24 protein-coding genes are annotated in these 26,573 nt (G+C 59.0%); 12 read left to right on the top strand and 12 right to left on the bottom strand.

Features of this window, described 5'->3' with window-relative positions; translation table 11 throughout:
* Positions 1–3: 3 nt before the first annotated feature.
* Positions 4–822 carry a LuxR C-terminal-related transcriptional regulator gene (locus tag ABJN75_RS01440; RefSeq protein WP_348436140.1) on the top strand — a complete coding sequence of 273 codons (819 nt, stop codon included), beginning with the start codon at positions 4–6 and terminating at the stop codon, positions 820–822.
* A gap of 17 nt (positions 823–839) precedes the next feature.
* A complete protein-coding gene (locus ABJN75_RS01435) occupies positions 840–1,325 on the top strand; it encodes a hypothetical protein (RefSeq protein ID WP_348436138.1) in 486 nt (161 codons plus the stop codon).
* Positions 1,326–1,379: 54 nt separating this feature from the next.
* On the opposite strand, the gene ABJN75_RS01430 is transcribed toward ABJN75_RS01435, so the two are convergent.
* The 7 genes from ABJN75_RS01430 to ABJN75_RS01400 form a co-directional block, all read right to left on the bottom strand.
* A complete protein-coding gene (locus tag ABJN75_RS01430; protein ID WP_348436137.1) occupies positions 1,380–2,492 on the bottom strand; it encodes a DUF2333 family protein in 1,113 nt (370 codons plus the stop codon).
* The gene (locus tag ABJN75_RS01425; RefSeq protein ID WP_348436135.1) at positions 2,485–3,786 is read right to left on the bottom strand and encodes a DUF6638 family protein; all 1,302 of its coding nucleotides are present in this window, start codon (positions 3,784–3,786) and stop codon (positions 2,485–2,487) included. Before ABJN75_RS01425 ends, ABJN75_RS01430 begins: the two co-directional genes overlap by 8 nt.
* Entirely contained in the window at positions 3,783–5,699 is a 1,917-nt protein-coding gene (locus tag ABJN75_RS01420) for an AAA family ATPase (protein ID WP_348436133.1), read from the bottom strand. Before ABJN75_RS01420 ends, ABJN75_RS01425 begins: the two co-directional genes overlap by 4 nt.
* 4 nt (positions 5,700–5,703) lie before the next feature.
* Positions 5,704–6,849, bottom strand: coding sequence for a hypothetical protein (locus tag ABJN75_RS01415; RefSeq protein ID WP_348436131.1), 1,146 nt, complete (start codon positions 6,847–6,849; stop codon positions 5,704–5,706).
* A 29-nt stretch (positions 6,850–6,878) separates the two neighbouring features.
* A complete protein-coding gene (locus ABJN75_RS01410) occupies positions 6,879–7,967 on the bottom strand; it encodes a hypothetical protein (protein ID WP_348436129.1) in 1,089 nt (362 codons plus the stop codon).
* 192 nt (positions 7,968–8,159) lie between these two features.
* Entirely contained in the window at positions 8,160–8,561 is a 402-nt protein-coding gene (locus ABJN75_RS01405; protein WP_348436127.1) for a cytochrome c family protein, read from the bottom strand.
* Between the two features lie 137 nt (positions 8,562–8,698).
* Entirely contained in the window at positions 8,699–9,289 is a 591-nt protein-coding gene (locus ABJN75_RS01400) for a thymidine kinase (RefSeq protein ID WP_348436125.1), read from the bottom strand.
* A gap of 244 nt (positions 9,290–9,533) precedes the next feature.
* Here ABJN75_RS01400 and choX point away from each other — a divergent pair, with 244 nt between their 5' ends.
* The 6 genes from choX to ABJN75_RS01370 all read left to right on the top strand — a co-directional run bounded on the left by choX (position 9,534) and on the right by ABJN75_RS01370 (position 14,444).
* Positions 9,534–10,463: a choline ABC transporter substrate-binding protein gene (gene choX, locus ABJN75_RS01395; protein WP_348436123.1), complete on the top strand. Its 930-nt coding sequence runs from the start codon at positions 9,534–9,536 to the stop codon at positions 10,461–10,463.
* Positions 10,464–10,532: 69 nt separating this feature from the next.
* A complete protein-coding gene (choW, locus tag ABJN75_RS01390; protein ID WP_348436121.1) occupies positions 10,533–11,387 on the top strand; it encodes a choline ABC transporter permease subunit in 855 nt (284 codons plus the stop codon).
* Entirely contained in the window at positions 11,384–12,445 is a 1,062-nt protein-coding gene (choV, locus tag ABJN75_RS01385; RefSeq protein WP_348436118.1) for a choline ABC transporter ATP-binding protein, read from the top strand. The genes choW and choV overlap by 4 nt, the downstream gene beginning before the upstream one ends.
* 50 nt (positions 12,446–12,495) lie before the next feature.
* Complete coding sequence (locus ABJN75_RS01380) at positions 12,496–13,257, top strand: SDR family NAD(P)-dependent oxidoreductase (RefSeq protein ID WP_348436116.1); 762 nt, start codon at positions 12,496–12,498, stop codon at positions 13,255–13,257.
* A 25-nt stretch (positions 13,258–13,282) separates the two neighbouring features.
* On the top strand, positions 13,283–14,038 hold the full coding sequence (locus ABJN75_RS01375) for a DUF2470 domain-containing protein (protein WP_348436115.1): 756 nt from the start codon (positions 13,283–13,285) through the stop codon (positions 14,036–14,038).
* A 109-nt stretch (positions 14,039–14,147) separates the two neighbouring features.
* Positions 14,148–14,444: a metalloregulator ArsR/SmtB family transcription factor gene (locus tag ABJN75_RS01370; protein ID WP_348436113.1), complete on the top strand. Its 297-nt coding sequence runs from the start codon at positions 14,148–14,150 to the stop codon at positions 14,442–14,444.
* Between the two features lie 265 nt (positions 14,445–14,709).
* Here the strand turns inward: ABJN75_RS01370 and ABJN75_RS01365 are convergent, their stop codons facing one another.
* Together ABJN75_RS01365 and ABJN75_RS01360 are read right to left on the bottom strand one after the other, a co-directional pair.
* A complete protein-coding gene (locus ABJN75_RS01365) occupies positions 14,710–16,653 on the bottom strand; it encodes a methyl-accepting chemotaxis protein (RefSeq protein WP_348436111.1) in 1,944 nt (647 codons plus the stop codon).
* 77 nt (positions 16,654–16,730) lie between these two features.
* Complete coding sequence (locus tag ABJN75_RS01360) at positions 16,731–17,342, bottom strand: hypothetical protein (RefSeq protein WP_348436109.1); 612 nt, start codon at positions 17,340–17,342, stop codon at positions 16,731–16,733.
* Positions 17,343–17,787: 445 nt separating this feature from the next.
* Here ABJN75_RS01360 and ABJN75_RS01355 point away from each other — a divergent pair, with 445 nt between their 5' ends.
* Genes ABJN75_RS01355 through ABJN75_RS01345 form a run of 3 tightly spaced genes read left to right on the top strand, consistent with a single transcriptional unit; the run spans position 17,788 to position 20,602 of the window.
* A complete protein-coding gene (locus tag ABJN75_RS01355) occupies positions 17,788–18,741 on the top strand; it encodes a nucleoside hydrolase (RefSeq protein ID WP_348436107.1) in 954 nt (317 codons plus the stop codon).
* 40 nt (positions 18,742–18,781) lie between these two features.
* Entirely contained in the window at positions 18,782–19,486 is a 705-nt protein-coding gene (locus ABJN75_RS01350) for an SDR family NAD(P)-dependent oxidoreductase (protein ID WP_348436105.1), read from the top strand.
* Between the two features lie 51 nt (positions 19,487–19,537).
* Entirely contained in the window at positions 19,538–20,602 is a 1,065-nt protein-coding gene (locus tag ABJN75_RS01345; RefSeq protein WP_348436103.1) for a Gfo/Idh/MocA family oxidoreductase, read from the top strand.
* Between the two features lie 3 nt (positions 20,603–20,605).
* Here the strand turns inward: ABJN75_RS01345 and ABJN75_RS01340 are convergent, their stop codons facing one another.
* The 3 genes from ABJN75_RS01340 to ABJN75_RS01330 form a co-directional block, all read right to left on the bottom strand.
* Positions 20,606–21,745, bottom strand: a complete 1,140-nt coding sequence (locus ABJN75_RS01340) for a Gfo/Idh/MocA family oxidoreductase (protein ID WP_348436101.1) — start codon at positions 21,743–21,745, stop codon at positions 20,606–20,608.
* Positions 21,746–21,835: 90 nt separating this feature from the next.
* Positions 21,836–24,109, bottom strand: a complete 2,274-nt coding sequence (locus ABJN75_RS01335) for a glycoside hydrolase family 9 protein (RefSeq protein WP_348436099.1) — start codon at positions 24,107–24,109, stop codon at positions 21,836–21,838.
* A 147-nt stretch (positions 24,110–24,256) separates the two neighbouring features.
* On the bottom strand, positions 24,257–25,099 hold the full coding sequence (locus tag ABJN75_RS01330) for an alpha/beta hydrolase (RefSeq protein WP_348436097.1): 843 nt from the start codon (positions 25,097–25,099) through the stop codon (positions 24,257–24,259).
* Positions 25,100–25,304: 205 nt separating this feature from the next.
* On the opposite strand from ABJN75_RS01330, the gene ABJN75_RS01325 reads away from it, so the two are divergent.
* Positions 25,305–26,573 (top strand): NAD(P)-dependent oxidoreductase (locus tag ABJN75_RS01325; RefSeq protein ID WP_348436095.1); only part of this gene is annotated, 1,269 nt, incomplete at its 3' end.

The following is a 26,573-nucleotide window of genomic DNA, read 5'->3' as shown; positions in this document are numbered from 1 at the left end:
GGATTGCGTTTTGCCCTGCGAAACGCTCAACTAAACATATTATATTGTGAGCTATTAAGGCCCAGCCCACGGAATGTTTGGGGGCCGGTTAAAGACGGTTTTTTATTGATGAAAGGTCCTTCCACTTCAATCAGCAGATTGAGTACGATCAATTCCGAATCGGAACTGTCCGGGTTTCTGTGCGACCTGGCAACGGACTTCGACCTGAAGGGCTTTATGCTCGTCGACATTCCGGCTGCGGTTGACGAAAAATTGTCCTCCAAGGTCGCGATGTCAAACCTTCCCTGTGGATTTTTGAAAGACTATGACACCCTCGGCTTGTTGAAAAACTCTCCGGTCTTTGCCGGCTTGCGCCGGTCAACCGCACCGATGATATGGAGCGTGGACACCATAGACAGTGACCGGCCGCCGGCCGAGGTTGATCCGGCTCTTCAGCTTTTCAAGCGGCATTCAATAGCGATTTGCATCTATTTTCCGGTACACGCCGCCAACGGCACACGCTCGGCGATAGGCTTTGTTGGCAACCGAACGGCCCTGAGCCATACAGAAATGGGAGAACTCGGAATATTCGTCATGCATGCCTATGATGTCTATTCCAAACTGAAAACCGAAATGGTGAGCGCGGCGACGGCATTGACGGCCCGTGAACTCGAAGTCCTGCATTGGGCTGCCAGCGGCAAAACCTCGGTCGAGATTGCAACAATCATTTCGCTGTCCGACCATACAGTCAATTCTTATATGAACAGCGCAATGCGAAAGCTCGATTGCGTCAACAGGACGCATCTTGTCGCCAAGGCGTTGCGATTGCATCTTATCAACTGATTTGGAGCCTGCTCAACATGTCACCGAAAAAGGCACCTTTAGTCAGGTTCGAATTTTCAGAAACGGCAAATACTGTCCAGGAACTGGATCACATCGGGCTCTCGGATGCGGAAATCATCGAGCTCGCAAATTACAGGAACACCTTGGGTTACTGGCGAGCGGATCTCGCGACAGGCCATGTGTTCTGGTCGAAGAACGTCTTCAGGCTCTATGGAATGGAGTACACAAAGGGCCCGGTCAACCTGACCATTGCCAACGAAATGGTCCACCCCGAAGACCTGGGTTTCATCCTTGAACTGGTTGAACGCGCCGCATCGGAGAAATCAGGCTTTCATTTTGTCCTCAGACTCAAGGACGGCCAGAACGACTTCAAGTACATCCTGTCATGCGGTCGTTATCGCGTGGCTGGCGACGGGCGGGAGGAACTCTACGGCATGACCGAGGAAATCCTCGACCGGGCCCGCCTGATAAACATAGTCAGCGATCCGTCCCTGGCCGACTGACAGCCGCGCTGACACACATGCGGAGTGCCGCGCGGCAAGCCATCAAGCCTGGGGTCAGCGGTCCAGAATATCGCGCATTTCCACCAGATTTGAGCGGACACGGAGCAGATAGAAGCCCATGGTTGCCAGGTGGGAAGGCATGATCCAGCTGGATTCATTGCTGTTGGATATAATGAACGGCGTCATGTTGAGAGCTCCCCGCAACTGCTGTTCCGCAATCTCCGCAACATTTGTGACGCGTCGATCAGTATACACATTCTGAAAATCAGAGCGGGTTGCGCGCAGCACGCCGTAGTAAGCGTAGAGTTGCCCATAGGTGAACCAGAAGCGATCATCCGCCCGGGGATCGAACCAGCCCAGATCGCTTGCCTCCATGCGGGCCCGCAAAATATCCGATGTCGAACCGATATCTCCGGTCACGCGGTCCAGAAACTGCAGAAGGTTGTCCGATCGGGCATCGAATTCACCCCGGCACGCCTTCATGTCCTGATTGAAATTGCCCAGTGCCCTGATGGCCGCACGATGCCGTTCCGGGGTGGAAGGCTGGACGAAGGGCGGCGAAAAAGTCAGCCACCAGGCATCTTCGTTATAGGCCATTGCCTCCTTCGCATCCTGGAGGTTCTGGTTGATCTGCGAGGTGCCACGCACTCTTCCCAACCGGTCGGCGAGTTCGATTGTTGTCCGGCGAATAACAGTGTTGATGCCAAGCTGGAAAGCTGCCTTGTTGTCGAGAAACGGGGTGTTTTTCCAGGGAATTCCGAAAAAGCCCGCCTTTGACAGCGGAAGTGATGGCAACCAGGTGTTCTGGTTGACGTTGAAATCGATAAGATCGCGGGTGACCTGCACAACCGCGGATTCCGCGCACTGGGCGTCAGTCGCATCGGACAACCGTTCGCCCGGCGCCACGGTTCCCTGGGCAAACTCGTAGCTGTCGGGATAATCCGGATTGTAATTGACCCACCGCTCGGCCTGCCAGATGAAATAGCCATAAGATCCAACGAAAATCAGAACAATTGCGCCGACAATCGCCTTGAGCAGGAAACCCCGGCGGCGATACCAGCCAGCCATGGTGACGAAGGGCCACAGGATGAAAGAGATCACCACGCCGATGCCCCGCCCGATCGCATTGAAGATGCGCTCGAAAAATTCAATCACCGGGTCAAGCATCTTCTTGGTATCCTTCCAGTCCGTAAAGCCGCGACCTGAGCGCCGCCTTGTTGTTCAGATAGGTTGTCCCGAGCACATCCACAACATGGACGCGGTAGCTTTCGGAATAGCCTTCATAGGATTCATAAAAGCCCTGCTTGTCAAAAACGAAGCGGGTGACGAAGTCAAATGGCGCCAATCGCGCAAGAAGCCGGTTGATCAGCCATTGTTCGGGATGATCGGGAACCGCGCGGCAGAGCATCAGCCGGCGGTCGGCCCGCACCTCGCCCATCTTCACCTGTCCGGTGGAGGCGACCTCGCGCATGGCTTCCTGCAGGAATGGGTAAACCCCTTCCGCTGCGATCAGCGCGGCATTGTGATGCATCCAGGTCTGCAGCCAGACCCTGTCAGCACGGGCAAGGTCCACCGAAGGGTCCGCGCGGCCGATGAGATCGACAATTGCCATTTCGGCGCGGTGGGCAAAAAAACCGGAGGGTTCGACCCATGAGGCACGGGGCAATTGCAGCCTCTCGGTTTTCGACAGATATTCGAAGATACGGGCGTGATCTTCAATATCGATGTAGCTGACTTCCCATGGGCGCGACCGCCGGAACCCCGGCGCCTGATGATCACAGATCACGGTTGTCGTGCGGTCGTCACGGAAGATGTACACACCACCAAAATGATTTGCCCAATAGGATTGATGGGCAAACACAAGCTTGTCCGGCACAAGCGCATTCTGCCTGATATCGCCGGTTTCCCGCGCGAGCTCGACCATCCGGTTGAGCATGGCATCATCGCGCCATCCGTTTTTCGAGGTTTGCAGCCGGTCAACCAGCCCGCGCAATTCCGTGGCCTTTCCCAGCATGTTTTCCGCCGACACCACACGAAACCGGACCTCGTCAATCGACAGCAGATCCTCGACTCCGGTGACCACATCGACCGGTTCCTCAATCTCGCCAAACAGCGCGTCCTTGATCGTCACCGCGGACACCGCCCGGCGGTTGCCCTCGAAAAACTCGTGCATCAGGCCGGCGGTATTGGAAAACTGGGTATGAACCACCGGCAGGTTTTCCTGCTCCGGCGTCAGGATGACGAAGCGACGGTTGACGCCATTGGGATCGAGATACTGGATGTCGCCCAGTTCCTCCGCGATCTCGGGCGAAAATCCGGTCATGTCGATGCGAAAGCTTTCAAGCGCCGTCTCACTCAGGCCGAAAGCCTTGAGCGCCTTGTTGTAGCGCGCCACAAGATGTGGCTCGTCGATTGTCAGCAACCGGCCATAGATAAGCTCGTTTTCGACCAGCCGTTTCATTGTTGCCAGCGCCCGTCCCGCTTCATCGCCTCGATCTCGCCGATCGCGCGTTCGCGCTGACGCTCGCGCCGGATGATCTCGTCAACCGCGGTCGCATCCGAACGATCAGTGTAACGGAACTCGGAATCGGCGTAACGGTTGATTTCCTGCAGCACCATGTCGATGGTGAAGGGTTTGCGCAGCTCCGAAATCATCGCGATCTTGTCATCGTAAGCCTTGTGCATGAAGGCTTCGGGTGTCTCGAACCACGCGTCCGGCAGATCAATATCCATCGCCCGCATCTTGATCGCATCGGTGATGTTCTTGATCGCGCGGCCGGTAAAACGCGGCTCGGCCAGCTTGATCCGGTGCAGATAGGCGCCGATGTCGGAAATGGTTTTGACCTTGCCATGCTCTTTCTCGAACCGTTCCCAGACCGAGAACAGACCCTCCTCCTGCGGCCGGTCGTGACCATCATAGGAGCGCGCCACCGCCTGCTTGATTTCCTGACTGGCGAACAGCTCGTGCGAGCCGACCGGGATCGAATGGTTCTTGCCTGCCAGCAGCGCGAAGATGTCGATGTAATCGTCAAGCGATTGCGGTCCGTCGACCAGCCAGCGTGCACCGGCGCGTTGTCTCAAGGCATCGTCGACATTCTCCGGATAGTTGGAGAACATGCCGAAGCTGCAGTTTCCCCGCACCACGGTCGAGGCGCCGGCGAAGCTTTCCATCAGCACCGCGGTGACTTCCTGCTGGCCTGCCGACGCCCGGTCATCCGAGCGCTTGGCGGCGACCTGGTCGATGTCATCGATGGTGCCGAAGCCGATGGCGCGCGGATTGAGCACATTGTCGACGAAGGCCTTGCAGTTCTGCCCCGACTTGCCCTGATAGGACGAAATCTGGTCAACGCCGAAATTTTCGTAATGGAACGGATAGCCAGCGATCTGACAGTAATCATTGATCATGCCGGCCAGCATCTGGATCAGGATAGTCTTGCCGGTGCCCGGCGCGCCATCGCCGATGAAGGTGAACAGGAAACCACCGAGTTCAACGAACGGATTGAGCTGCCGGTCGAAATCATAGGCCATGACCATCCGCGCCAGCCGCATTGCCTGATGCTTGGCCAGATGGTTGCCGATGATCTCGTTTGGTTTCTTGAAACTCATCACCAGCGGCTTGCGGCGCTGGCCCGGCGCCACGTCGAAACCGTCGAGGGTGAAATTGTCGCTTTCCAGCCTGAGATGCGATTGCGCAAAACTGCTCAGCGCATCAAACCGGGCGCGCCGGCTGATCAGACCTTCAATGGCAACCCGGGCCAAGGCGCGGGCCCGCGACGTCATCGCTGTCTCATCCGGCGCACCGGCTATCGCCTCCTCCAGCGCCGCCACAATGGATTTGAGTGCATCCTGCGGGGTGTCGAACTGAAAATCAGGCTCCTCCGTATCATTGGCCGGTTCACTCTCGCCATCCACGGTTTGCAAAATATAGGCCGCAAGCGTGAAGGCAGATACATAGGCCGAAGCAGACAACAGGCGCTTGAAGCGGTTGGCGTCATCGCCTTGCAAAGGCGCGCCGGCATTGCGTGATTGCAGGCTTTCAAGATCGGTCTGCTGGGCAAACAGCTCTGCCACGGCCAACGCCACGGCAATCCCCCGGCGGGTCCTGTAGAGCAGCGTGTGCTGCTGGATCGACAGCATCTGGTCATTGGCACGCACCGCCTGGATGGTCTTGCCCAGTTCAATTTCGCGGGTTTTGCGCATGCCGCGGGTCGAAACCGTCGACACAAACCGCCGGTTGGTCCCGGCCAGCGGCGTCGAAGACCCGTCGCCCTGAGCAACCAGCACGACAACGCGGGTCACCATCGATTGCGCCACCGCCTGATGACGGGCGATGTCGTCTTCGGAAATCGTGGTCAGCCCCGTTGTCTGGCTCATCGCCTCATACCTCGCTTATGACCTGGTTGCCCGACACCACATGCACGGAGAACCCGGAAAAGATGCTCTCCGCCTCACCCGAGGCATAAAGTGCCTGATAGGCATCATGCGGCACAAGCGCATGTTTCTGGTAGGCGCTCACGCCCTGCCGCGTTGCTTCCAGATCGTCGGTTTCAATGTGATAGACATCCCGCGCAGGGGTTGAACTCCACAAGCCATGCTTTGCCGGGCTTTCCGTCTTGGAGAACACTTCCTGCATGGTCCAGGTCAGAAGCCAGGCGTTCTCATCCTTGCGCACCTTTGACAGGATGGTCGAGATCCGGTCGGAGTTGTCGGTCACGCCCGCCGAATAAAACGGCCCGAGCACGAAGCGGCGCAATTGCTTGGGATGCAGAAATTCGAAATCCGCATCCAGGTTCTGCGCAATCGTCGCCGGCGACAGCGAATAGGCGCCGTTCCTCTCGGCTGAAACGTCAAACGCGCGGGCAAATTCCGGATTGAGCAGACCGCCCACCGGCAGTGGAATATCGACATCGGATTTGAGCTTGCCGTCTTTCGCCACCAGCATGCTGGCAATGCTTTGGCTCGAATCCTCGATTGTCGCCATGTAGACCATCGGCAGCGTTCTGCTGCCGTCGAACACCCCCCAGTGAACCACATAGTAGGGCCGTCCGTTCTTCGGGTTGATCGAGACGCGCACGGTCTCCGGCAGGATGAACGGCGCGAACAGCTCATCCTGGCCAATCTCCTCGAGATAAAGCCGTTCGGCGATCTGTTCCTGCAGCGCCGCGGGAAACGCCTTGTGGCGAAGGATGAAATCGGCCATCTCCGCCTTGAGCGTTTCAACGTCAGCGATCGCCGCCAGCCGTTCGCCGGCTGTCGCCCGGTCATTTTCCAGTGTCAGCAGGTTCTGATAGACCGGAAAGCCGCTGTCGGCCCGGCTGATGCGGAACCGGTCCATGAAGCCGACACGGTTTTCCCAGGCCGAAAACGTCGCTTCCAGCCGGTCGATATAGGGGGTGATCACCTGGCCGACCAGACCATGGGCATAGAGCGGCGAATCCGCGCCGGAGAGATAGACCCGCAGACCCTTCAACGCCGCATGCATCGATCTGAAATAGGCACCGGCTGCACCGGTATCAGCACGCATGGCCGGTCCTCGATTTCATTGCGGTCCGCTTACGGTTTGACGTAATTTGCGGAGTTGTGCTTTTCCAGAACCTCTGAAAACCGTCGGGCGAAAGCGTCGTCCGCCAGTTGCTTGCGGCGCTGGATATCCTGCGTCGACAACATGTTTTTCTCATGCATCTCCAGAAGATCGCCGATGTGGGCCTGCGCGGCTGCACCGATGCCGGCCATTGTTTCTTCCGCAGCGGTATCAACCCGGCTGCCAAGCGTGTTGATCTTGTGCGCCACATCCTGTTGTGCGGCGGTCTTCAGCGAATCCTCGAGCGCCTTGTACAGGACGATGCGCTGCTCGGTATCGTTGGTCAGCTTGTTGATCAGCGTGTTCTGCGCCGCGATCTGGTTGTTGAGCGAATCCACGAATGTCTGGAACATCGAGGTGTAGCGTTCCAGCGTCTGGCTTTCAGCCAGCAATTCCTGCTCCTTGGCCTGCCGCTCGTTATATTCGGTGGCAAGCTTCGAGCGCTCGCTTTCAAGGTTGGTGCGGGTCTTCTGGTCTGTCGAGGCAGCGATCTGGTTTTCGATATCCATCAGCAGCGGATTGAGTTCCTCGATCCGCTGCTGCGTGGTTTCCAGGTTGGCCATGGTCAGCTTGCGGCGCTCGATCACCTTGATAAGGCTCGCTTCCGAAGTCTTGTAACGGCTGTCCAGGATATTTTTCTGATCCGTCAGGATGCCGGTAATGGTATCCGACTTTTTCAGGAGTTCCTGCAAATTGCCTGACAGGGACATATTCCGGACGCGATCAGACCGCATCCGCTGCGCCCGCGCCTTAGAGAACATGGAGACGAAGCGCTCCATGCCTGAATAGCCTTTCATGCTCTCGAATTCCGCGCCAAACACGTTGGTGGCGTCTTCAAGGCCGATGATCAGATCAGCAATATTGGTCTCCATCATCCGCTGCTGCCGCAGCACGTCCTGAATGCGGGCATTTTCGATATCAAACTGCGGATCGCCAAGCTCTGCATCGGCTTCCGACATCTTTTCCAGGACAACACCGGAGGCCTCGATCTTCGAGCGCATATCTTCAACGACGCTGCGTGTCTTCTCGATTTCAGCGTCGAGACTCTTGATGTTGGCCATGCCCGAATTCCCCGTTTTCCACCGCCCGGAACCGGGCGTGCAATTGATCAGCCGGCGAACCCGGACCCGAGAGTGTTTGTAGCACCGGTTGTTTACTCCGCAAACACCACACAGAGAAAAGGTAAGCATGATAAAGGCAAAAAAAAAGGCCGTTCCCGAAGCAACGGCCCGTCGTCCCGGCGTTGCCGGAGCTTACTTCTCCGCCGCGGCGGGATCGGTCAGATAGGCGATGACATTCTCGATCTCATCGTCTTTCTTCAAACCGGCAAAGGCCATTTTGGTGCCCTTGACCACGTCTTTGGGTTTGTGCAGGTAGGCTTCCAGCGCTTCGACTGTCCACGTAGGCTGTTCGGCAGCATGCTCGATCATGGCGTTGGAATATTTGTAGTCTTCCACCGAGGCCATCGGCCGGTCGATAATGCCGACGAGATGCGGGCCGACCTTGTTCTTTTCTTCCGTGGCGGTATGGCAAGCGGCGCACTTCTTGAAAACCTTTGCACCTCTTGCGGCATCACCGTCAGCGAAAGCTGCCGTGGGGGCAGCAAGGCCAGCGACAATGGCTGCGCCAAACAACATGGATAGGGAAATGCGCATATACAGTCTCCATTCACTTAACTAGGATAGGGGGGTTATACCGCACTGTCTAAACAGGGCAATGCACAGTTGGGTTACTGTTCACCCCGAAACGTCTGAAATCCGCCAATTGTTCCGGTCAAATCGTGTGAAATTCCCTATTCCACAAGACCTGGGCTCATTAATTCATCCCAGTGACGGCGACAATACGACACATATCTTTCATTTCCGCCGACCTCGATCTGCGCCCCTTCGCGCATAACCGCACCTGAACTGTCCATGCGCACGACCATCGTCGCCTTGCGCCCGCAATGGCAAATCGTCCGCACCTCCCGAAGTTCATCGGCAATGGCCAGCAAGGCTTGTGAACCGGGAAACAGCTGGCCGCGAAAATCAGTTCGCAGCCCGTACGTCATCACCGGAATGGACAGCCGGTCCGCCACCCGCGCCAGTTGCCAGACCTGAGCTTCGGTGAGGAACTGCGCTTCATCGACGAAAGCACAGGCGATCTCGCCTTCGGCTTTCAAAGCCTTGAGCGATTGAAACAGGTCGTCTTCCGGACGGAACGGAATAGCTTCGCAATCCAGCCCGATCCTCGAGGCAATGCGCCCCGTACCGCCCCGGTCGTCAAAGGCGGCAATGAACAGAACGGTTCGCATGCCGCGTTCACGGTAGTTGTAGGAAGCCTGCAACAACAGCGTCGTCTTGCCCGCATTCATTGTCGAATAACTGAAATACAGCTTTGCCAAGGCGGATCTCCGCGATTCTTCCGGGCTTGATGGTCGGGCGGCGGCTGTCCCGATTAGACCGTGACAACTTAGAGACCGCTGATTAACATGTATCTATTGCCAAGCGGAGCCGGCAAACTCCAGCCCCGAGCGACCGCTTTCAACAACCGTTTTCGCATGAACCGCATATTTCGACGGCTATCCGGGTTGAGTTCGTCGTCCATAGGTGGTTGTTTCTGCGATCGGAACACGGGAGAGACCGACAATGAAAACAAAACTGACCCTCGCATTCGCAGCAATTCTGTTCGCCGGAACCGCAACCGTTCAGGCCGCGGATTCCGAAGCTTGCAAGAACGTCCGCTTCGCTGACGTCGGCTGGACCGACATTCAGGCCACCACGGCTGTTGCCGGCGTCGTGCTTGACGCCCTGGGCTACACCCAGGAAGTCCAGGTACTCAGCGTGCCGGTGACCTACCAGTCGCTGAAAAACAAGGACATGGACGTTTTCCTCGGCAACTGGATGCCATCGATGGCGGCCGACGTGCAGCCCTTTCTCGATGACGGATCCGTTGAAACCATCGCCAAGAACCTTGACGGCGCCGGCTATGGCCTTGTTGTGCCGACCTACGCGGCTGAAGCCGGCGTCAAGAGCCTGACCGACATCGGCAAGTTCAAGGACAAGTTCGACGGCAAGATCTACGGCATCGAACCCGGCAATGACGGCAATCGCATCGTGCTCGAAATGATTGCCGATCCGGCCAATGGCCTGGACGGATTCGAATTGGTCGAGAGCTCGGAGGCAGGCATGCTGTCGCAGGCCGAAAAGGCCATCAGGAACGAGGAATGGATCGCATTCCTCGGCTGGACTCCGCATCCGATCATGGGCGAAATGTCGATTGCCTATCTCGACGGAATGGGCGATTCCGGCTTTGGCGCAGCCACCGTGCACACCAATGTGCGTACCGGCTACACCACCGAATGCCCGAACGTGGGAACCCTGGTCAAGAACCTTTCCTTCTCGCTGTCGATGGAAAACAAGATCATGGACGACATCCTCAAGGGCGAAGACGCAAATGCTGCGGGTCTGGCCTGGCTGAAAGCCAATCCGGACGCTGTAAAGCCGTGGCTTGAAGGCGTGACCACGTTTGATGGCGGCGACGCCGCTGCCGCTGTGGCCGCCAAGCTCGGCATGTAAAACCCAGCTCATGCGACCGGAGCCGCACGCGCGGCTCCGGTCTGTTTTCTACGTCGGGGGGCTTACCGCATGGATGGAATAACGAGTTTTGTAACGGCCTGGAAAATCCCGGTCGGACAATGGGGCAAAAGCTTCTTCGGTTTCCTCACCGACAATTTCGAATTCGCCTTTGACGCCATCGCCGATTCCCTCAAGTTCCTGCTCGACAGCATGATCGACGGTCTCTTGTGGCTTCCGCCGGTGATCCTTGTTCTGGCAATCGCGCTGATCGGCTGGCGTATCCAGAAATCCTGGAAACTGGCGCTCGGCATCGTGCTCGGACTGCTGTTCATCATCAATCAGGGCCTCTGGAAAGAAACCATCGAAACCCTTGTACTGGTGATTTCTGCAGCCTTCATGTCGATGCTCATCGGCGTGCCGATCGGGATCTGGCTGGCGCACAGGCCCAAGCTCTACACCTATGTTCAGCCGATTCTGGATCTGATGCAGACGATGCCGACCTTCGTCTATCTGATCCCGGTGCTCATTCTTTTCGGCCTCGGCCTTGCCCCCGGACTACTGGTCACCATCATCTTTGCATCCCCTGCCCCGATCCGGTTGACCTATCTTGGCATCACCTCCGTCCCCCGACCCATGGTCGAGGCCGGGCAGGCGTTTGGCGCCTCACCGCAGCAACTGCTGAGAAAAGTGGAACTGCCCGCCGCCCTGCCGACCATCATGGCGGGTCTCACCCAATGCATCATGCTGTCACTGTCGATGGTGGTGATTGCAGCGCTGATCGGGGCCAATGGCCTTGGCAAGCCGGTTGTGCGGGCGCTCAACACCGTCAACATCCCGCTCGGACTTGAAGCCGGCATCGCCATCGTCATTCTTGCCATCATTCTCGACCGCATCTGCCGGGTACGAATCGGAGCCACGTCATGAGCCTTGACGCTTATCGCGGCTCGGTCCGCATCGACAATGTCTCTATCATCTTTGGCGACAACACCGCCGAGAGTCTAGCGCTCGCCGATGCGGGGAAATCCCGCACCGAGATCCAAGAGGCAACCGGTGATGTGCTCGGTGTGCACGATTGCACCGTGGACATCAACGAAGGCGAAATCCTGGTGTTGATGGGGTTGTCGGGGTCGGGAAAATCCACACTTCTGCGCGCCATCAACCGGCTCAACCCGATCAGTCGCGGCAAGGTTACAGTCCAATGCGGAGACGAAACATTCGATGTCGGCGGTTGTGACGACAAACAGCTCAAGCAATTGCGCATGGACACCGTGTCGATGGTGTTTCAACAGTTCGGGCTTTTGCCTTGGCGTTCGGTCGCCGACAATGTCGGCTTTGGCCTTGAGATCTCCGGCGTTCCGAAAATGGAACGCGATCAGAGGGTCACAGAACAGCTCGAGCTCGTCGGCCTGTCCGACTGGTCCGAACGGATGGTCGCGGAACTGTCCGGCGGCATGCAGCAGCGCGTAGGTCTTGCCCGCGCCTTCGCAACCGGCGCGCCGATCCTCTTGATGGACGAGCCGTTCTCGGCGCTCGATCCGCTGATCCGAACCCGGTTGCAGGACGAATTGCTCGAACTCCAGACACGGCTCGGCAAGACCATCGTCTTCGTCAGCCACGACCTCGACGAGGCCATGAAGCTCGGCAATCGCATTGCCATCATGGAAGGCGGCCGCATCATCCAGTGCGGCACCCCGCGTGATATCGTCAATTCACCGACCAATGAATATGTCCAGGACTTTGTCGCCAACATGAATCCGATCGCCATGCTGATGGCCAAGGACGTCATGTCCCCTGGAAAACCGGACGCCGCACGCGGCCAATCGCCGCTGTCAGCTTCGGTCACCCCCGATACGCCGCTTTCCGAAGTCATGGATGCGCTTGCCCGGCGAAACGGGACAATCGGTGTCATTGACAACGGTGTTGTGACAGGCTCCATCACTGCCGACGATATCGTTCGAGGCTTGACGCAGCATCGTCGTTGACATTGATGCGCATCGGACAATCAACTTAGTGCAGTCAAGGAGAATGGAATATGGACGTTAAGGGCAAAGCCGCCATTGTGACCGGCGGAGGCTCGGGGCTTGGTGCGGCAACCGCGCGGGCATTGGCAGTCGCTGGTGCAAAAGTCTCGCTGCTCGACATCAATCTGGCACAGGCTGAAAAAGTCGCCGCCGAAATCGATGGCAAGGCCATCGCCTGCGACGTCTCCAATGCCGCCGCAGCCGATGCGGCGCTGACGGAGGCCGCTGAGGCATTTGGCGAAGCCCGGATCCTGGTCAACTGTGCCGGCATTGCCCCCGCCGTTCGAGTGGTGGGCCGCGAAGGTCCGCATGATCTCGACCAGTTCCGCAAGGTCATCGAGGTCAACCTGATCGGCAGCTTCAACATGCTGCGGCTGTTCTCCGACCGGGCCTCCAAGCTCGAACCGCTGGCTGACGGCGAACGCGGCGTCGTGATTTCGACCGCATCGGTCGCCGCCTTTGACGGCCAGATCGGTCAGGCGGCCTATTCCGCCTCCAAGGGCGGTGTGCACGCCATGGCGCTGCCCATCGCCCGCGAACTGGCAAGGTTCGGCATCCGTGTCATGACAATCGCACCGGGCATTTTCGCCACACCGATGCTGCTCGGCATGCCGCAGGAAGTCCAGGACAGCCTTGGCGCCTCCGTACCCTTCCCGTCCCGTATGGGACAGCCGGAGGAATACGCCAGTCTGGCCATGCATATCATCGGCAACGTCATGCTCAACGGCGAGACCATCCGTCTTGACGGCGCGATCCGGATGGCGCCGAAATAGGGCGCAGCAACGGGGTGATTGCCACGTGAAGGAACCGGTCAAGACCATCCGCGACACCGACGAGGAGGCCCGCCAACTGGCGCGCCGCCTCGTCAGGAGTGCACGGTTCGGCGCCATAGGCGTACTCGAACCCGACACCGGCTTCCCCTTTGCAAGCCGGGTGCTGACCGGAACCGATGTCGACGGCACGCCACTGATTCTGGTCTCCGGTCTCTCGGTTCACACCGACGCGCTGCTCACTGACCCGCGCGCCTCGCTGTTATTCGGTGAACCCGGCAAGGGGGATCCTCTGGCGCATCCCCGCATCACCCTGCGCACCCTCGCCCAGCGTGTTGCGCGGGATGATCCGGCCCATGCCGGCATGCGCGCGCGTTTTATCGCCAGACATCCGAAAGCCGCGCTCTACGCTGATTTTCCCGATTTCGCCTTTTTCCGCATGGCGCCGCAATCAGCCAGTCTCAATGGCGGCTTCGGCAAGGCTTTTGTTCTGGAAGCAGCAGACCTGCTCATCGCCTCCCCGGCCATCGCCGAGGTCGCCGAACTCGAGCCGAGCGCCGTTGTTCACATGAATACCGATCATGCCGACACAGTCGATCTCTTCGCCAGAGTTTTCGGCAAATCTGAAAAAACCGGTTGGAAGATCTGCGGACTGGACTGCGCCGGCCTGGATCTTTCGCGCGGAGATGAGCTGTTGCGCATCGAATTTGACACGCCTCTGAGCCAAGCCACTGAATTGCGGCCCAAATTAGCAGAGCTTTCCCGTGACGCTTACGAAAAATAGGGGTGTACATCGCGATCTATTTGACTGAAATACGATGAAAGATTTTTTGAGTAATTGGTTAAAATTTTAATGAAGCCGTGCCTGTTGCGGCTGCCGCGAAAGAAACCCGATGATCGATCCGCAAAGTTTGGAAGCACACTCCGAGGAAGCCGCCGACCTTTTGGCCGCAATGGCAAACCAGAAACGCATGATGATCCTGTGCAATCTCGCCAAGGGAGAGATGCAGGTGGGAGCCCTTGCCGAAAAAGTCGCGCTGAGCCAATCGGCGCTTTCCCAGCACCTGGCCAAACTGAGAATCCGCAATCTGGTCAAGACCCGTCGCGAAGCCCAGGCAATTTATTATTCGATCAGCTCCCCGGCCGTGCTGCAAATGCTGCGGACGCTGACTGCCATTTACCGCCGCTGACAGCCAAAGCCCGGGTCTTCCGATAGCCGCTTGACGATGCCATTCGGCACTCCCCATATCGAAAAAGGCAAAGGATCCTGCGGTTTGGCGCAGGGCTTCGGCGTGATAATTTCGCGGCGCACCATTGTCACAAATTCCGCGTTGATGGCAGGATGGAAACCCTCCCTCCCGCATAACTGATTTACATATCCCTGATTGAACGAAAACAGCCCGCCTCTCAAGGAAGCGGGCTGACATCAGTAAACCCTGTGCCTGGACTGGGCGGTCAGAACTCTTCCCAGGTGTCCTGTGCGATCGCGGCATTGCCCTGGCTGCTCATGTGTGGCCGCGCACGGCTTGCTGCCGGCTGCTGGGTCACGGGTTGAACCGCCCGAGCCATGGTCTGCGCGGTCGAATGCAAGGCGGCTGATTGCGCCGAGGCGGATCCGTTGATCGTGAACTGCGAAATCAGTTCGCGCAGTTTTCCGGCCTCAGCGGCCAGTTCAGAGGACGCGGCATTGGACTGTTCCACCATCGCGGCGTTCTGCTGTGTGGTCTGATCCAGCGAGTTGACCGCCTGATTGACCTCGGAAAGACCGGTGGACTGCTCCTTGGCCGAGATCGCGATCGCATCCATGTGCGTGTTGATCTCGGTGATGAAGCCACCGATCGTGCGCAAGGCTTCACTTGCCCTGCGAACCAGATCAACCCCGCTGGAAACCTCCGTTGATGAGTTGTGGATCAGTTCCTTGATCTCCTTGGCGGCGTTGGCCGAGCGTTGCGCCAGTTCGCGCACTTCCTGCGCCACCACCGCAAAGCCTCTGCCGGCTTCACCGGCCCGCGCCGCCTCGACGCCGGCATTGAGCGCCAGCAGGTTGGTCTGGAAGGCAATTTCGTCAATCACACCGATGATGTTGGAGATCTGTTTCGAGCTGTCCTCGATACGGCGCATTGCATCTTCAGCTTGCCCGACAACCTCGGAGGACTGGATCGCCGAGGAATTGGCTTGCGACGCAACACCCCGGGCTTCATCCGTCCGCTTGGTCGAGTTCGCCACATTGGCGGTAATTTCCTCGACGGCGGCAGCGGTTTCTTCAAGTGCCGCAGCCTGACGCTCCGTGCGCTTTGACAGATCGTCGGTGCCGTTGGCGATTTCGCGGGTTCCGGTTTCCATGATCGACACACTGTCGGTGATCGACGCCATCGTCGTGCCAAGCTGCTTGACCGAGTGGTTGAAATCGTGGCGCAGGGCCTCGAAGTCAGGCGCAAACGCCTCTTCGAGCTGAACCGAGAGATCGCCGGCGGCAAGCCGCTTCAGACCGGTGGCGAGACCCGAAGTCGCAACCTTCAGGCGTTCGGCTGCGTCGACCTCGGCGCGTTCCTGCGCAGCGATGCGATCAACCTCCGCCTGTTTGCGGTTGTCTTCGGCCTCTGCTTGCAGTTGCTTGTTGGCAATTGCAGCTTCACGGAAGACCTGCATGGATTCCGCCATCTTGCCGATCTCGTCCTTGCCACCCTTGTCGATGGTCACATCAAGTTCGCCATTGGCAAGCCTTGCGGTGATATCGGCCAGCCGGCGCAGCGGACGGGAAACGAGCTGGAAATTCAGGAAACCCATCAGCGTGGCAACGAGCGCCACAATGATGGAGGCAGCCAGACTGATATACTCAACCGCAGTCAGCGCCGATTGTGCGTCGCCGGATGCAGTCTCGACCTGTTGTTGCACGGCTCCGGTAACAACAGCGAGCTTGGTATCAAATTCGCCGAGAAGCTTGGCGCCTGCACCGGTCAGCTCCAGGGCCCGCGCCAGTTCAACCGTCATCGGGTCACGCATCAGCAGAACCTGCCTGTCGACAACCGAGGTGCGCCATTGCGCTATCGTCGCTGTAGCTTCACCGAACATCGCCAGTTCATCGGCTGCATGTTCCTGAAACAGCGATTCCAGCAGGGCAATCTGCGTCTCTATTTCGGTGCTGACGCTCTGGTAGGCTTTGACAAAATCACGGTTGCCGGTCAGCAGGAAATTCTTGAGCGCCAGGTTGGCCTGATTGACTTGATCGGAAAGCTCGCCGGTTTCGTTCAACAACTGCCCCATCGTCTGGCTGTGTTCGACCAGACCGGTTGCCGTGAGCGCCCGGGTATAGATGAAGCCAGAAGCGCCGATCGCGATAACCGCGAGGATCGCGAATGCCGCAAAGCCCTTGGCGCTGACGGAAATATTCTTGAGCATGATAAATATCCTGTTGTATCTCGAAAGTCGCAGATCAGACAGTAAGGTCTGCAACGATGCACTTCAGTTTCACTGGTTCATGCTCCGGGCGACGAACGACGCTGCAGCTCCGTGAGATTGACTTCCATTGTCACTGCGCCAATCGGCGTTCCCTTGTCGGTGTCGGTCAAGGTGAAGCTCACCTGCCCGCGCCAGATCCTGGCCGCATCGTCCCATTCAGGCTCGTCAATGAAGAGGGCGTCACCGGAAACGTTGAAGGTTTTCTGGAATTTGGCTTCATCGCCCTGCCAGAAATCGCTGGTAATCGAGCTCTGGCCGACATTGAGACCATTCTGATCCATCACGAAAATTTCGGCATAAAGGCCGAGCGACCGCCCCTGCAAACGGGCGAGGTAAACCGAAAGCGGATTGGACAAGGTCGCTGCAATCAACGGTTTGTCGGCGGTTTCGCGTTCGGCGACCCACTGCTTGTCCAGGGCATCAATCTCGCCCTGGGTCAACTTCTGAAGACGGTTGTTTTGCGCATCAACCGATATGCGGACAATATCGGTTTCAAGCCACTGTCGCATATCTTTCACCGCCGAGGCTGTGATCAAAGCATGAATATCCGGCATGGCGGGTTCAGCGAGAACCGGCGAGATCATCACCGATGCGGCTCCGGCTGCGAGAATGGTTTTAAAAATACCCATAATTGTCTCCTTTTGGGAAACAATACTTAGAATTCAAACTTTAATTCGCGGTTAAGCCTGTTAAGTGGAATTCCGTGGATTTACATTGGTTAAATCTAGGGGTGCAAGTAACTCCAGCACGCTTTTGCATGAGCTTGGCAAGGAGCCGTCCATTCCGCTCCGTGACCAGTTCAAACATAGAAAAAGCCGGCAAACCGGACATCACCTTCAAGTGGCAACGCCTTGCATCCGCGAGCTTTCTTCTTCGCAATGCAGCGGGATGGCAGACGGGCGTCATCCGGCGGAGACAACGCCCGTCAAGCGACAGCAGGAAAACTCCCTGCCATGCCGCCGGTCGCGGGCGAGAGTGCAAAAGTAAACTTGCTCCGGCCTTGCGCGGACGGCATGCCTGCTTGCGGCCCTCTCCCGGTCGTGGCATTGAGTTGCGCCAATCAAGGGACAGCGAATGAAGCAAAAGATCATACTCGATACCGATCCGGGCATCGACGACGCAATGGCAATCGCCTATGCCATCGCCCATCCCGGCATCGACCTGCTCGCCCTGACAACCATCTTCGGCAACGTGCGCACCGGCGAGGCAACCCGCAACGCGCTGGCCCTGCTGGACCACTGGGGGTCGGACGCCGACGTCGCCGAAGGTGAATTCACACCCATCGCGATACCTGGCCACGAACCCAGCTATCTTGTGCATGGCCGCAACGGCCTGGGCGGGATCGACATCCCCCCGTCCCGTCGAAGCAAGCACGCACTGGGCGCGGTCGACTACATCATCGAGGCCAGCAAGCGCCATCCCGGAGAAATCATCCTGTGCGCGGTAGGGCCGGTGACCAATCTGGCGCGTTTGCTTGAACGCGACTCCGGAATTGTCTCCCGCCTCAAGGCCGTCATCGTCATGGGCGGCGCGGTGCACCGCCAAGGCAACGTCACACCCATGGCGGAAGCCAATTTCTGGAACGATCCACATGCCGCCGACCAGGTGCTTGGTGCTCATTGGCCACTGGTTCTGGCGCCGCTCGATTGCACCATGCCCGTTGTATTCACTCCGGATTACATGCAGGCACTGGCAAGGCAATCTCCGGCATTCGGCGGCCCGCTTGCCGCAATGGCGGAATTTTATGCCGGATTCTACCGCTCTCACCTCGGCATAAGCGGCTGCGTCCCCCATGATGTCATGGCCTTGTCCTGGTTGACCGTTCCCGGTGCCTTCAGACTGCAGAAAGGCGCGCTCGCTGTTCTCACGGAAGGCCCCGCCATCGGCCAGACACTGTTCCAGCCAGGCGGAACCCGGAGCCGCGCCCGCTGTTTTGATGGCAGGCCCGACCATTTGGTGATGGTCGACACCGATCCGGGAATATTCATGGCCGATTACATGACGGTGATATCCGGTCACACCAGATGACAGCACCAGGCAAGACTACCTCGACAACCGGGATTTCAACATGAACAGCATCAGCAGCGGCGGTCTGGCCGTTGTCATCGGCGCGTCCGGAGGCATCGGCGAAGCGCTCATGGAGACGCTGACGGCAAGCGGCGTTTTTGCCGGGGTCACCGGGTTTTCACGCGCCTCGGAACCGGACATCGATCTCATCGATGAGCAAACCATCATTCGCGCGGCCGGCGCCGTCAGGCAGACCGGACTCGATCTCAGACTGGTGTTTGACGCCACCGGCTTTCTGCATGGGTCCGGCTTCCAACCGGAAAAAACGCTCGCAGCCGTCACTCCCGCCCATATGGCGCATGCCTTCGCGGTCAACGCCATCGGTCCGGCATTGCTGATGAAACATTTCCTGCCGTTGCTTCCAAAACAGGGCAAATCGGTCTTCGCCACATTGTCGGCAAAGGTCGGCTCAATCGGCGACAATGCTCTCGGCGGCTGGTACAGCTATCGCGCCTCCAAGGCAGCGCTCAATCAACTCGTCCATACCGCGGCAATAGGATTGTCGCGCAAGAAGCCAGAGGCGCTGTGCGTGGCGCTGCATCCGGGCACTGTCGACACCGGGCTTTCGTCAGGCTTTGCCAAGAGCGGGCTGACGGTTCGTGCGCCGCAGGAAACCGCTGCCCTGCTCCTGTCCGTGCTCGACCGGCTCGGTTCCTCCCAAAGTGGCGGGTTCTTCGACTACGAGGCTAACGCCCTGCCCTGGTAAGCCCGGGTCAAGCTAACCCGGCCTTTACCGGTAGTGCGGTATCAACGCCCCATGAACAAGTTGAAGACAATCCGATGGGGTGTGGCCGGAACCGGAGCAATCGCCCGGCAATTCGCAAGCGACATTCAGTATGCCGAAAATGCGGCGGTCGCCGCGGTGTGCTCGCGCGATGCCGCGAAGGCACGGGATTTCGCCAGTCCGTATTCCGATGTCGCGGCCTATGGCTCTCTGAACGAGATGATCGGATCGCAATCCATCGACGCTGTCTACATCGCCACCCCGAACATGGTCCACCATACCCAGACGCTGGAATGCATCGCCGCGGGCATGCCGGTGATGGTTGAAAAACCACTGACCACGCGCCTTGATGAAGCGCTGGAAATCCGGTCCGCAGCGCGACGTACAGGCATCTTTGTCATGGAGGCGATGTGGAGCCGCTACCTGCCTGCGATCAAGGCTGCGCGCACCGCCCTTCGCAACGGCGTGATTGGCAACATTCGCAGGCTGGACGCGGAAATCGCATGGCAGCACGCTTACAGCCCGACAAACCGCTTGTTCGACCCGTCGCAAGGCGGCGGCTCGCTGCATGACCTCGGCGTTTATCCGGTCTCGCTGGCGCGCTTTTTCTTGGGAGAACCCGACCAGGTGGAAGGATTCTGGAGAGCAGCACCGTCGGGTGTCGACATGTCGGCATCGCTGCGCATGCAGTTTGGCCGCATTCAGGCCGAGATGAGTTGCGGCTTTGATCGCGCCGGATCGAACCGGATGATCATAAAGGGCGACAACGGCGTTCTGGTGCTGGGCCCCCTGTTCATCAAGGCCGACGGATATGGTGTCTATTCCTCATCCCGCCTCGCCGATCTGGCCCAGTCCGGCGACATGCTTGCCGGGCGAATCCGCCGAAAGCTGTTTCGGCGAATACCGCTTCCAGGAACCGCATGGCATGACTTCCGGTTCGAGGGTTCAGGGCTTCAGTTCGAGATCGAGGCTGCCTCCAATGCCATCCGGAACGGCTTGAGCGAAGAACCGGACAACCAACTTGATGACACCGTCGCCACGTTGCGTATCGTCGATCAAGTGCTGTCATCTCCGCCGGCGGGTGACTGGAAATCGTAACTATCAAAAATCCGAGCGTGGCGTAAAACTCCCGGCGCCTTCATTCAGAGCCAGCGCCAGTTCGGTCAGATGCAACGCCCGTTCGCCGGAGAAGAACGGGGGTTCACCCGCCGCAATCGCCCGCGCCATCACCGCGATGCCGCGCCCGAAATCGATCTGCGACGGAAACCCCGAAAGTTTGCGCGTCCTGGCAGGCGCCGCATAGGCAACCGGCCTGCCATGGGTCAACCTGAGCGGCAGCACCTGGCGGCGTTGCCGCTCGAATCGCCCGGCCAGACGCTGCAGCAGCGGCCGTTTGCCATCGAACCGGCTCAGATGCACCGGCGAGCGATCATCCCACAAATCCCGCACCACGATTGTTCCGTCATCACCGATTATCGTGAGCGACCGGTCCCGCGGCGCCGCCAGTCCGCAGGTCAGCCGCGCGGTCACGCCAGAACGGAAAGACAAACAGCCCACGGAGAAATCAGACGCCAGCGAAAGACCCGATGTGCCTGGCCCCTTGTCGGGAAAGGTCAGCGCTGAAAACGCCTGTCCCTTTTCAACCACGCCGAACAGCGACACCAGCCAGGACAGGGCATAACCCGCGTGTTCCAGCGTGCAGCCCACTTCGAACTCGTGCACTCCGGGCCACTTCGCCCCAGACCGGGAGCGCCACTCCGTCCAGTTGTCCTTGAACACTGGACCATCTTCCATCTCGGCATAGGCGAGCCGCGGTGTTCCGATCCGACCTGCGGTGATCAGGCTTGCCGTGAGTTCCTGCGCATCCGACAAGCCGTTGGCAGGCGCACCGCACACCGTCAGACCTTTGCTTGCGGCCAGGTCAACGACCTCGCGCGCCTCCTCGAAAGTCATTCCCAGAGGTTTTTCGCAATAGACATGCTTGCCTGCATTCAGGGCCGCGCAATTGAGCTCATAATGGCTTTCCGGGACCGTCAGATTGACGATAATCGCGATCTCCTGGTCCCCGAGACATTCGGCCAGCGAACCATAGGCCCGGACATCGTGAAAGCCGCAAAACCGGGACAGCCGCGCGGTGTCATGATCCCAGACGCCGGCAAGCGTGAGTTCGGGATAATTGGCCAGTGTCGTCATGTAATAGTCGGCGACGAAACCTGTGCCGATGAGGGCGATCTTGGTCATGGGTCTGTGATCCCGGCGAAATGTAGTCCCAAACCCTAGCGCCCCAGCGTTAATAGCGGGTTGCCGTGCGCGTCAGACCGCTTTGGCCGGCTATTGCGCATCAGCCAGAAACGAGGCGATCCAGGTCAGAGGCGCGTTCCAGTTGATCGCGATCTCGTTGGTCGAATAGGACCTGGAATCATCGACATAACAGGTCTGCGGCGCGCAGCCCTTGAGCTTCTTGATGGCGTAGTCGTCGGCCAGCCCGCTGTTGGGTCCTCCCGCCAGCGCCCCCTTTGGCGGCGGCGGATAGGAGGCATCGGCCGAGGCGGCGAACATGTAGGAATACTGGTTCCGGGAATAGGTGGTGCCGTAACCGGTCACATAGGAGATTCCCAACGCATTGCGCCCCAGGATATAGTCCATGCTTTCGCGCACCGCCTGCAGATAGCGCCGGTCGCCGGTAATGTCATAGGCTGTGGCGACGACAATCATGTTCTGGATCAGGGACTGGTTCGAGCCCCAGCCAAACCCGTTCTTTGGCGCGTACATGAAGCCGAAAGCTTCCTTCTTCTGCACTTGCAGATAGGCATCGGCGGCGTCCTTGACCGAGGAGCGGATCTGCTTGAGATCGCGTTTGGACAGATTGGACGGCACCGAGGCGAGCTGTATGCGGGCAAGCCCTGCGACCGCGCGCCAGTTGAATCCGTCGGGATAGAAAACCGGACCGGACCAATGCGGTGAAGCCTTGGCGCGCTTGAGCCAGGTCGGGTCACCGGTACTCAGATAAAGTTCGCTCGCCGCCCAGTAGAATTCGTCCGAAACATCATCATCCTGATAATCACCGCCGCCGAAGCTGCCATCGGTGAAAGGCGCATAGAGTTCGGGGTTTGCTTCCGCAGCATGGTAGGCGCGCGTGGCCGCTGCCAGAAGCCATTCCGCATAGGCTTTGTTGGTTCGCGCGAACAGCCGTGCGCCTTGCGCCGCAGCCGCGGCCAGATTGAGTGTCGCCGCGGTCGAAGGCCGGTGCAGAACACGCACCTCACGGTCGCGATGCGGCAGAAGCGGTCCCGATGGCCAGCCTTTGCCATGCACCTTGTGATGCGCCATGCCGGCATAGGGTTGACCTTCTGGCACAGTCATCGAAATCAGGAAATCGAGCTCCCAGCGTGCTTCATCGAGAATATCGGCAACGCCATTCCCTGCTTCGGGAATGCGCACCAGACGGTCGGTCAGCGCCGGCGACGCACTGCCGCTGAAATTGAGCGCCCGTTCGTAGACACCGAGCAATTGCGCCGTGGCAATACCGCCATTGACCACATATTTGCCGAAATCGCCGGCATCATACCAGCCACCGGCGACGTTGAGCTTGTAGTCGCAACTCCAGGCCTTGCCATAGACCTTGCGTGCGGTTCTGGCATCGACGCAACCGACCGATGTGTCGCCCCGGTTGGGCGCTTTGCCTATATGCCCGGCCGGACGCCCGTAGCCCTTGCCGGCAAGCGAGTCCTTGATCTCGATACCGCTGCGGACCTTGTAGAAATAGGACAGCGCATCGGTGCGCAATGCTGCATAGGCGTCACTCGAGATCGAGAACGGCGGGCTGGTCTCCCCGCCGGCAATCAGCCGGTAGCCGTTGCCGGTCTTGCGGTAATTGCTGAAATCGATCGTCTGCACCTCGAGTCCGGAGGATTTGTCGCGCCCGTGGGTCTTGGTCTTGCCAGAAGCCACCGTCTTGCCGGACGATGAAACAAGCTTCCAGCCTACCCGTGACCCACCCTTGTGCACCAAAGTCGCCCGCTTGGGTCCATCCGGAAAATAGGCGGTCTGGTTGACGCGGAGCGCCGACACCGCGTTGTCCGCGGCAACCGGCGCCGCCTTTTGACCGGTCAGCAAGGACGCCGAATGCAGACAAAAACGCCAGGCCTTGTCCGATCCGCCAAGCTGGAACACCAGTTGCGCTTTCGGGTGACTTTCACCGGCGGCGAAATCTTCACTCAAGACCTGTTTTCCGGGCGACAACCGGCGGCTGATCTCGCCTTCCGGTGTCCACGGTTCGCTGGCCTTTTGCACAAGGGCGCGCATCGGGCCATCAGGATTGCCAGAGGTGATGATCGACAGGCGGTACTGCTCCCCCTTGACGATGCTCAGGCCATTGATGCCGACAATGGCGTCCCACGGCTGGGCGGTGCCGCTGTCCACCACGCCGCAAAGCCCACCGGGGTTGTAATCAAACTTGATATTCGACGTCGCCCACCAATCGCCGACAAGCGCGGATTGCGTGAACGCCGGATCAGGCAGCATTTCTGCGGCTGAAACGTCAGTGTGAATGGCGTTTGACGCCAGCAAAGCAAGCAGGCCGATCATGGCCTTTGGAAGCGACATGGCTATATCCGGATTGCGAGATCGGGAACAAATGGCCCTGATGGCCGCGATGCAGAAGCTGTTCGGGACAAACTATCCGCCCGCCGTGAACAAATGCTTAACCAATTCGCGAACCGCTCGCCCCCGGATGCAAACCCATCCGCTGGGTCAGACTGCAGGATCGTGGCCGAGGAATGCGCGGCACAAAGGATGCGCGGGATCGGACAAGCCGTCAATCACATCAAAATGATGCTTGCCCGCCTCTTCCTGCATGTGCACCGGGGTCTCAAATCCACGCCACATCTCGTACAGCGCTCTGTTCTGGCGGACAAATTCCGGCCGTTCCCGGGCGCCGACCCAGGCCGTCACCGGAATGGGTGCGAGCGGGCTCAACAGCACCGGGCTTTCAGTCTGCGCTTCTGCGGCATCCAGGTTCAGCGCGCCGTTCATCTGTGTTTTCAGCAACGGGCGCAGATCGTGCACCCCGGAAATCGAGGTGACACCCGCTATGCGGGCCAGAACCGGCTCGGGCAGAACAGAGTTGCCGCTGATCATCCTGGTGACCAGTTGTCCACCGGCCGAATGGCCGGTCAAGCGGATCGGCCCGGCGATTTCACCTGCAGCGAAACCCACCGCATCGGCGATTTCACCGGCAATAACGGCAATCCGGATATCCGGGCACAGCGTGTAGCTCGGCATCGCCACCGCGAATCCGTGCGCCAGTGGCCCCGCCGCCAGATGCGACCAGAAAGACTTGTCAAACGCCTTCCAGTAGCCGCCATGGACGAACACCGCCAGGCCCTTGCTTTCACCCTCAGGCAGGAACAGATCCAACAGGTTGCGCGGCGCAGGTCCGTAACTCAGATCGATCCGCGCCCTCCCCGCCGCCGTCAGGCGGTCCCGGAATGTCTGCGCCATCGCCTCCCATCGCGGCGGATAGTCAGCCGCCCCGGCAATATACGCACCATTGGCATAAGCGTCGTCATAATCTGCAATCGGGTAAGCGGTCACGGCAATTCTCCGGATGTTTGAGCTATTCATACCCGCCCAGCAGCGAAGTGCAATCAGCGGCCGCCGGCCTGAATTTTGATCATTCGATAAAAAATTTGACCTTTTGATAAAACCGTTTCATTCTTCTGCCATAGCGGCAACGGCGTCACTGAGGAGTTGCGCCGGAACAGACCGCAAAAGAGGTTCTCGCAACGAGGGGGTCCAGATGACTTTGTCCGAGACGACAGACGTAAAGGCGAAACGTCTATCGAGCGCCGACTACGCCGATAATTTTACCGACATCCATCCGCCACTGACGCCGCACGAAGCTTTGGTCGAGGCTGACAGGTGTTACTTTTGCTACGACGCACCCTGCATGACGGCATGTCCGACCTCGATCGACATTCCGATGTTCATCCGCCAGATCCAGGCCGGCAATCCGGTTGGCTCGGCCAAGACGATCTTCGCCGAAAACATCATGGGCGGCATGTGCGCCCGGGTCTGTCCGACCGAAACCCTGTGCGAAGAGGTTTGTGTGCGTGAGACTGCGGAAGGCAAACCGGTCAAGATCGGCCTGTTGCAGCGCCACGCCACCGACACCTTCATGGAGCGTGAACAGGCGCACCCGTTCACCCGCGCTGCGGCCACGGGCAAGAAAGTCGCTGTCATCGGCGCCGGCCCCGCAGGTCTGTCCTGCGCCCACCGGTTGGCCACTCATGGCCATGATGTCACCGTTTACGAGGCGCGCGAGAAGGCCGGCGGGCTCAACGAATACGGCATCGCGTCCTACAAGACGACCAATGATTTTGCCCAGGACGAAGTCGAATTCATCCTCCAGATCGACGGCATCTCCATCGAGAACGGCAAGGCGCTTGGCCGCGACGTGACGCTGGATCAGTTGACCCGGGATTTCGATGCAGTGTTCCTCGGGCTCGGACTGCCGGGCGTCAATGCGCTTGGCCTCGAAGGCGAGGACGCCAAGGGCGTTATCGATGCTGTCGATTTCATCGCCGTGCTGCGACAGACCGATGATGTTTCCGCCCTTGAAATCGGCCGGCGCATCGTCGTCATCGGTGGCGGCATGACCGCCATCGACGCGGCAATCCAGTCAAAGCTGCTGGGCGCGGAAGAAGTCACCATCGCCTACAGGCGCGGCCAGGAACACATGAATGCCTCGCTGTATGAACAGGAACTGGCCCAGACCCATGGCGTCGTGATTCGCCACTGGCTGGCGCCCAACAGCCTGCTTGTGGCCGATGATCAGGTATATGCGATCACGCTGGAGAAGACCGAACTGGATGCTTCGGGCAAGCTTGCAGGCACCGGCCAACTGGTGACGCTCGAAGCCGATCAGGTGTTCAAGGCCATCGGCCAGACACCGGACGCCGGTCCGCTGGCGGGCATACAGGTCGAACTCGAAAAAGGCCGCATCCGCGCCGCGGCTGACCGCCGCACCTCGCACCCGAAGATCTGGGCCGGGCGCGGTTGCATCGCC

This window comes from Hoeflea sp., from assembly GCF_039975035.1.
GTDB lineage: Bacteria > Pseudomonadota > Alphaproteobacteria > Rhizobiales > Rhizobiaceae > Hoeflea.
This window is presented reverse-complemented; position numbering and strand designations above follow the sequence as displayed.

What these genes read in the sequence shown, in the direction of transcription:
- ABJN75_RS01335 (WP_348436099.1), bottom strand. Translation starts at nt 24,109, where the DNA reads ATGTCGCTTCCAAAGGCCATGATCGGCCTGCTTGCTTTGCTGGCGTCA.
- ABJN75_RS01380 (WP_348436116.1), top strand. Translation starts at nt 12,496, where the DNA reads ATGGACGTTAAGGGCAAAGCCGCCATTGTGACCGGCGGAGGCTCGGGG.
- choV (WP_348436118.1), top strand. Translation starts at nt 11,384, where the DNA reads ATGAGCCTTGACGCTTATCGCGGCTCGGTCCGCATCGACAATGTCTCT.
- ABJN75_RS01415 (WP_348436131.1), bottom strand. Translation starts at nt 6,849, where the DNA reads ATGCGTGCTGATACCGGTGCAGCCGGTGCCTATTTCAGATCGATGCAT.
- ABJN75_RS01425 (WP_348436135.1), bottom strand. Translation starts at nt 3,786, where the DNA reads ATGAAACGGCTGGTCGAAAACGAGCTTATCTATGGCCGGTTGCTGACA.
- ABJN75_RS01435 (WP_348436138.1), top strand. Translation starts at nt 840, where the DNA reads ATGTCACCGAAAAAGGCACCTTTAGTCAGGTTCGAATTTTCAGAAACG.
- ABJN75_RS01360 (WP_348436109.1), bottom strand. Translation starts at nt 17,342, where the DNA reads ATGGGTATTTTTAAAACCATTCTCGCAGCCGGAGCCGCATCGGTGATG.
- choX (WP_348436123.1), top strand. Translation starts at nt 9,534, where the DNA reads ATGAAAACAAAACTGACCCTCGCATTCGCAGCAATTCTGTTCGCCGGA.
- ABJN75_RS01365 (WP_348436111.1), bottom strand. Translation starts at nt 16,653, where the DNA reads ATGCTCAAGAATATTTCCGTCAGCGCCAAGGGCTTTGCGGCATTCGCG.
- ABJN75_RS01340 (WP_348436101.1), bottom strand. Translation starts at nt 21,745, where the DNA reads ATGACCAAGATCGCCCTCATCGGCACAGGTTTCGTCGCCGACTATTAC.
- ABJN75_RS01430 (WP_348436137.1), bottom strand. Translation starts at nt 2,492, where the DNA reads ATGCTTGACCCGGTGATTGAATTTTTCGAGCGCATCTTCAATGCGATC.
- choW (WP_348436121.1), top strand. Translation starts at nt 10,533, where the DNA reads ATGGATGGAATAACGAGTTTTGTAACGGCCTGGAAAATCCCGGTCGGA.
- ABJN75_RS01345 (WP_348436103.1), top strand. Translation starts at nt 19,538, where the DNA reads ATGAACAAGTTGAAGACAATCCGATGGGGTGTGGCCGGAACCGGAGCA.
- ABJN75_RS01350 (WP_348436105.1), top strand. Translation starts at nt 18,782, where the DNA reads ATGAACAGCATCAGCAGCGGCGGTCTGGCCGTTGTCATCGGCGCGTCC.
- ABJN75_RS01420 (WP_348436133.1), bottom strand. Translation starts at nt 5,699, where the DNA reads ATGAGCCAGACAACGGGGCTGACCACGATTTCCGAAGACGACATCGCC.
- ABJN75_RS01405 (WP_348436127.1), bottom strand. Translation starts at nt 8,561, where the DNA reads ATGCGCATTTCCCTATCCATGTTGTTTGGCGCAGCCATTGTCGCTGGC.
- ABJN75_RS01355 (WP_348436107.1), top strand. Translation starts at nt 17,788, where the DNA reads ATGAAGCAAAAGATCATACTCGATACCGATCCGGGCATCGACGACGCA.
- ABJN75_RS01410 (WP_348436129.1), bottom strand. Translation starts at nt 7,967, where the DNA reads ATGGCCAACATCAAGAGTCTCGACGCTGAAATCGAGAAGACACGCAGC.
- ABJN75_RS01370 (WP_348436113.1), top strand. Translation starts at nt 14,148, where the DNA reads ATGATCGATCCGCAAAGTTTGGAAGCACACTCCGAGGAAGCCGCCGAC.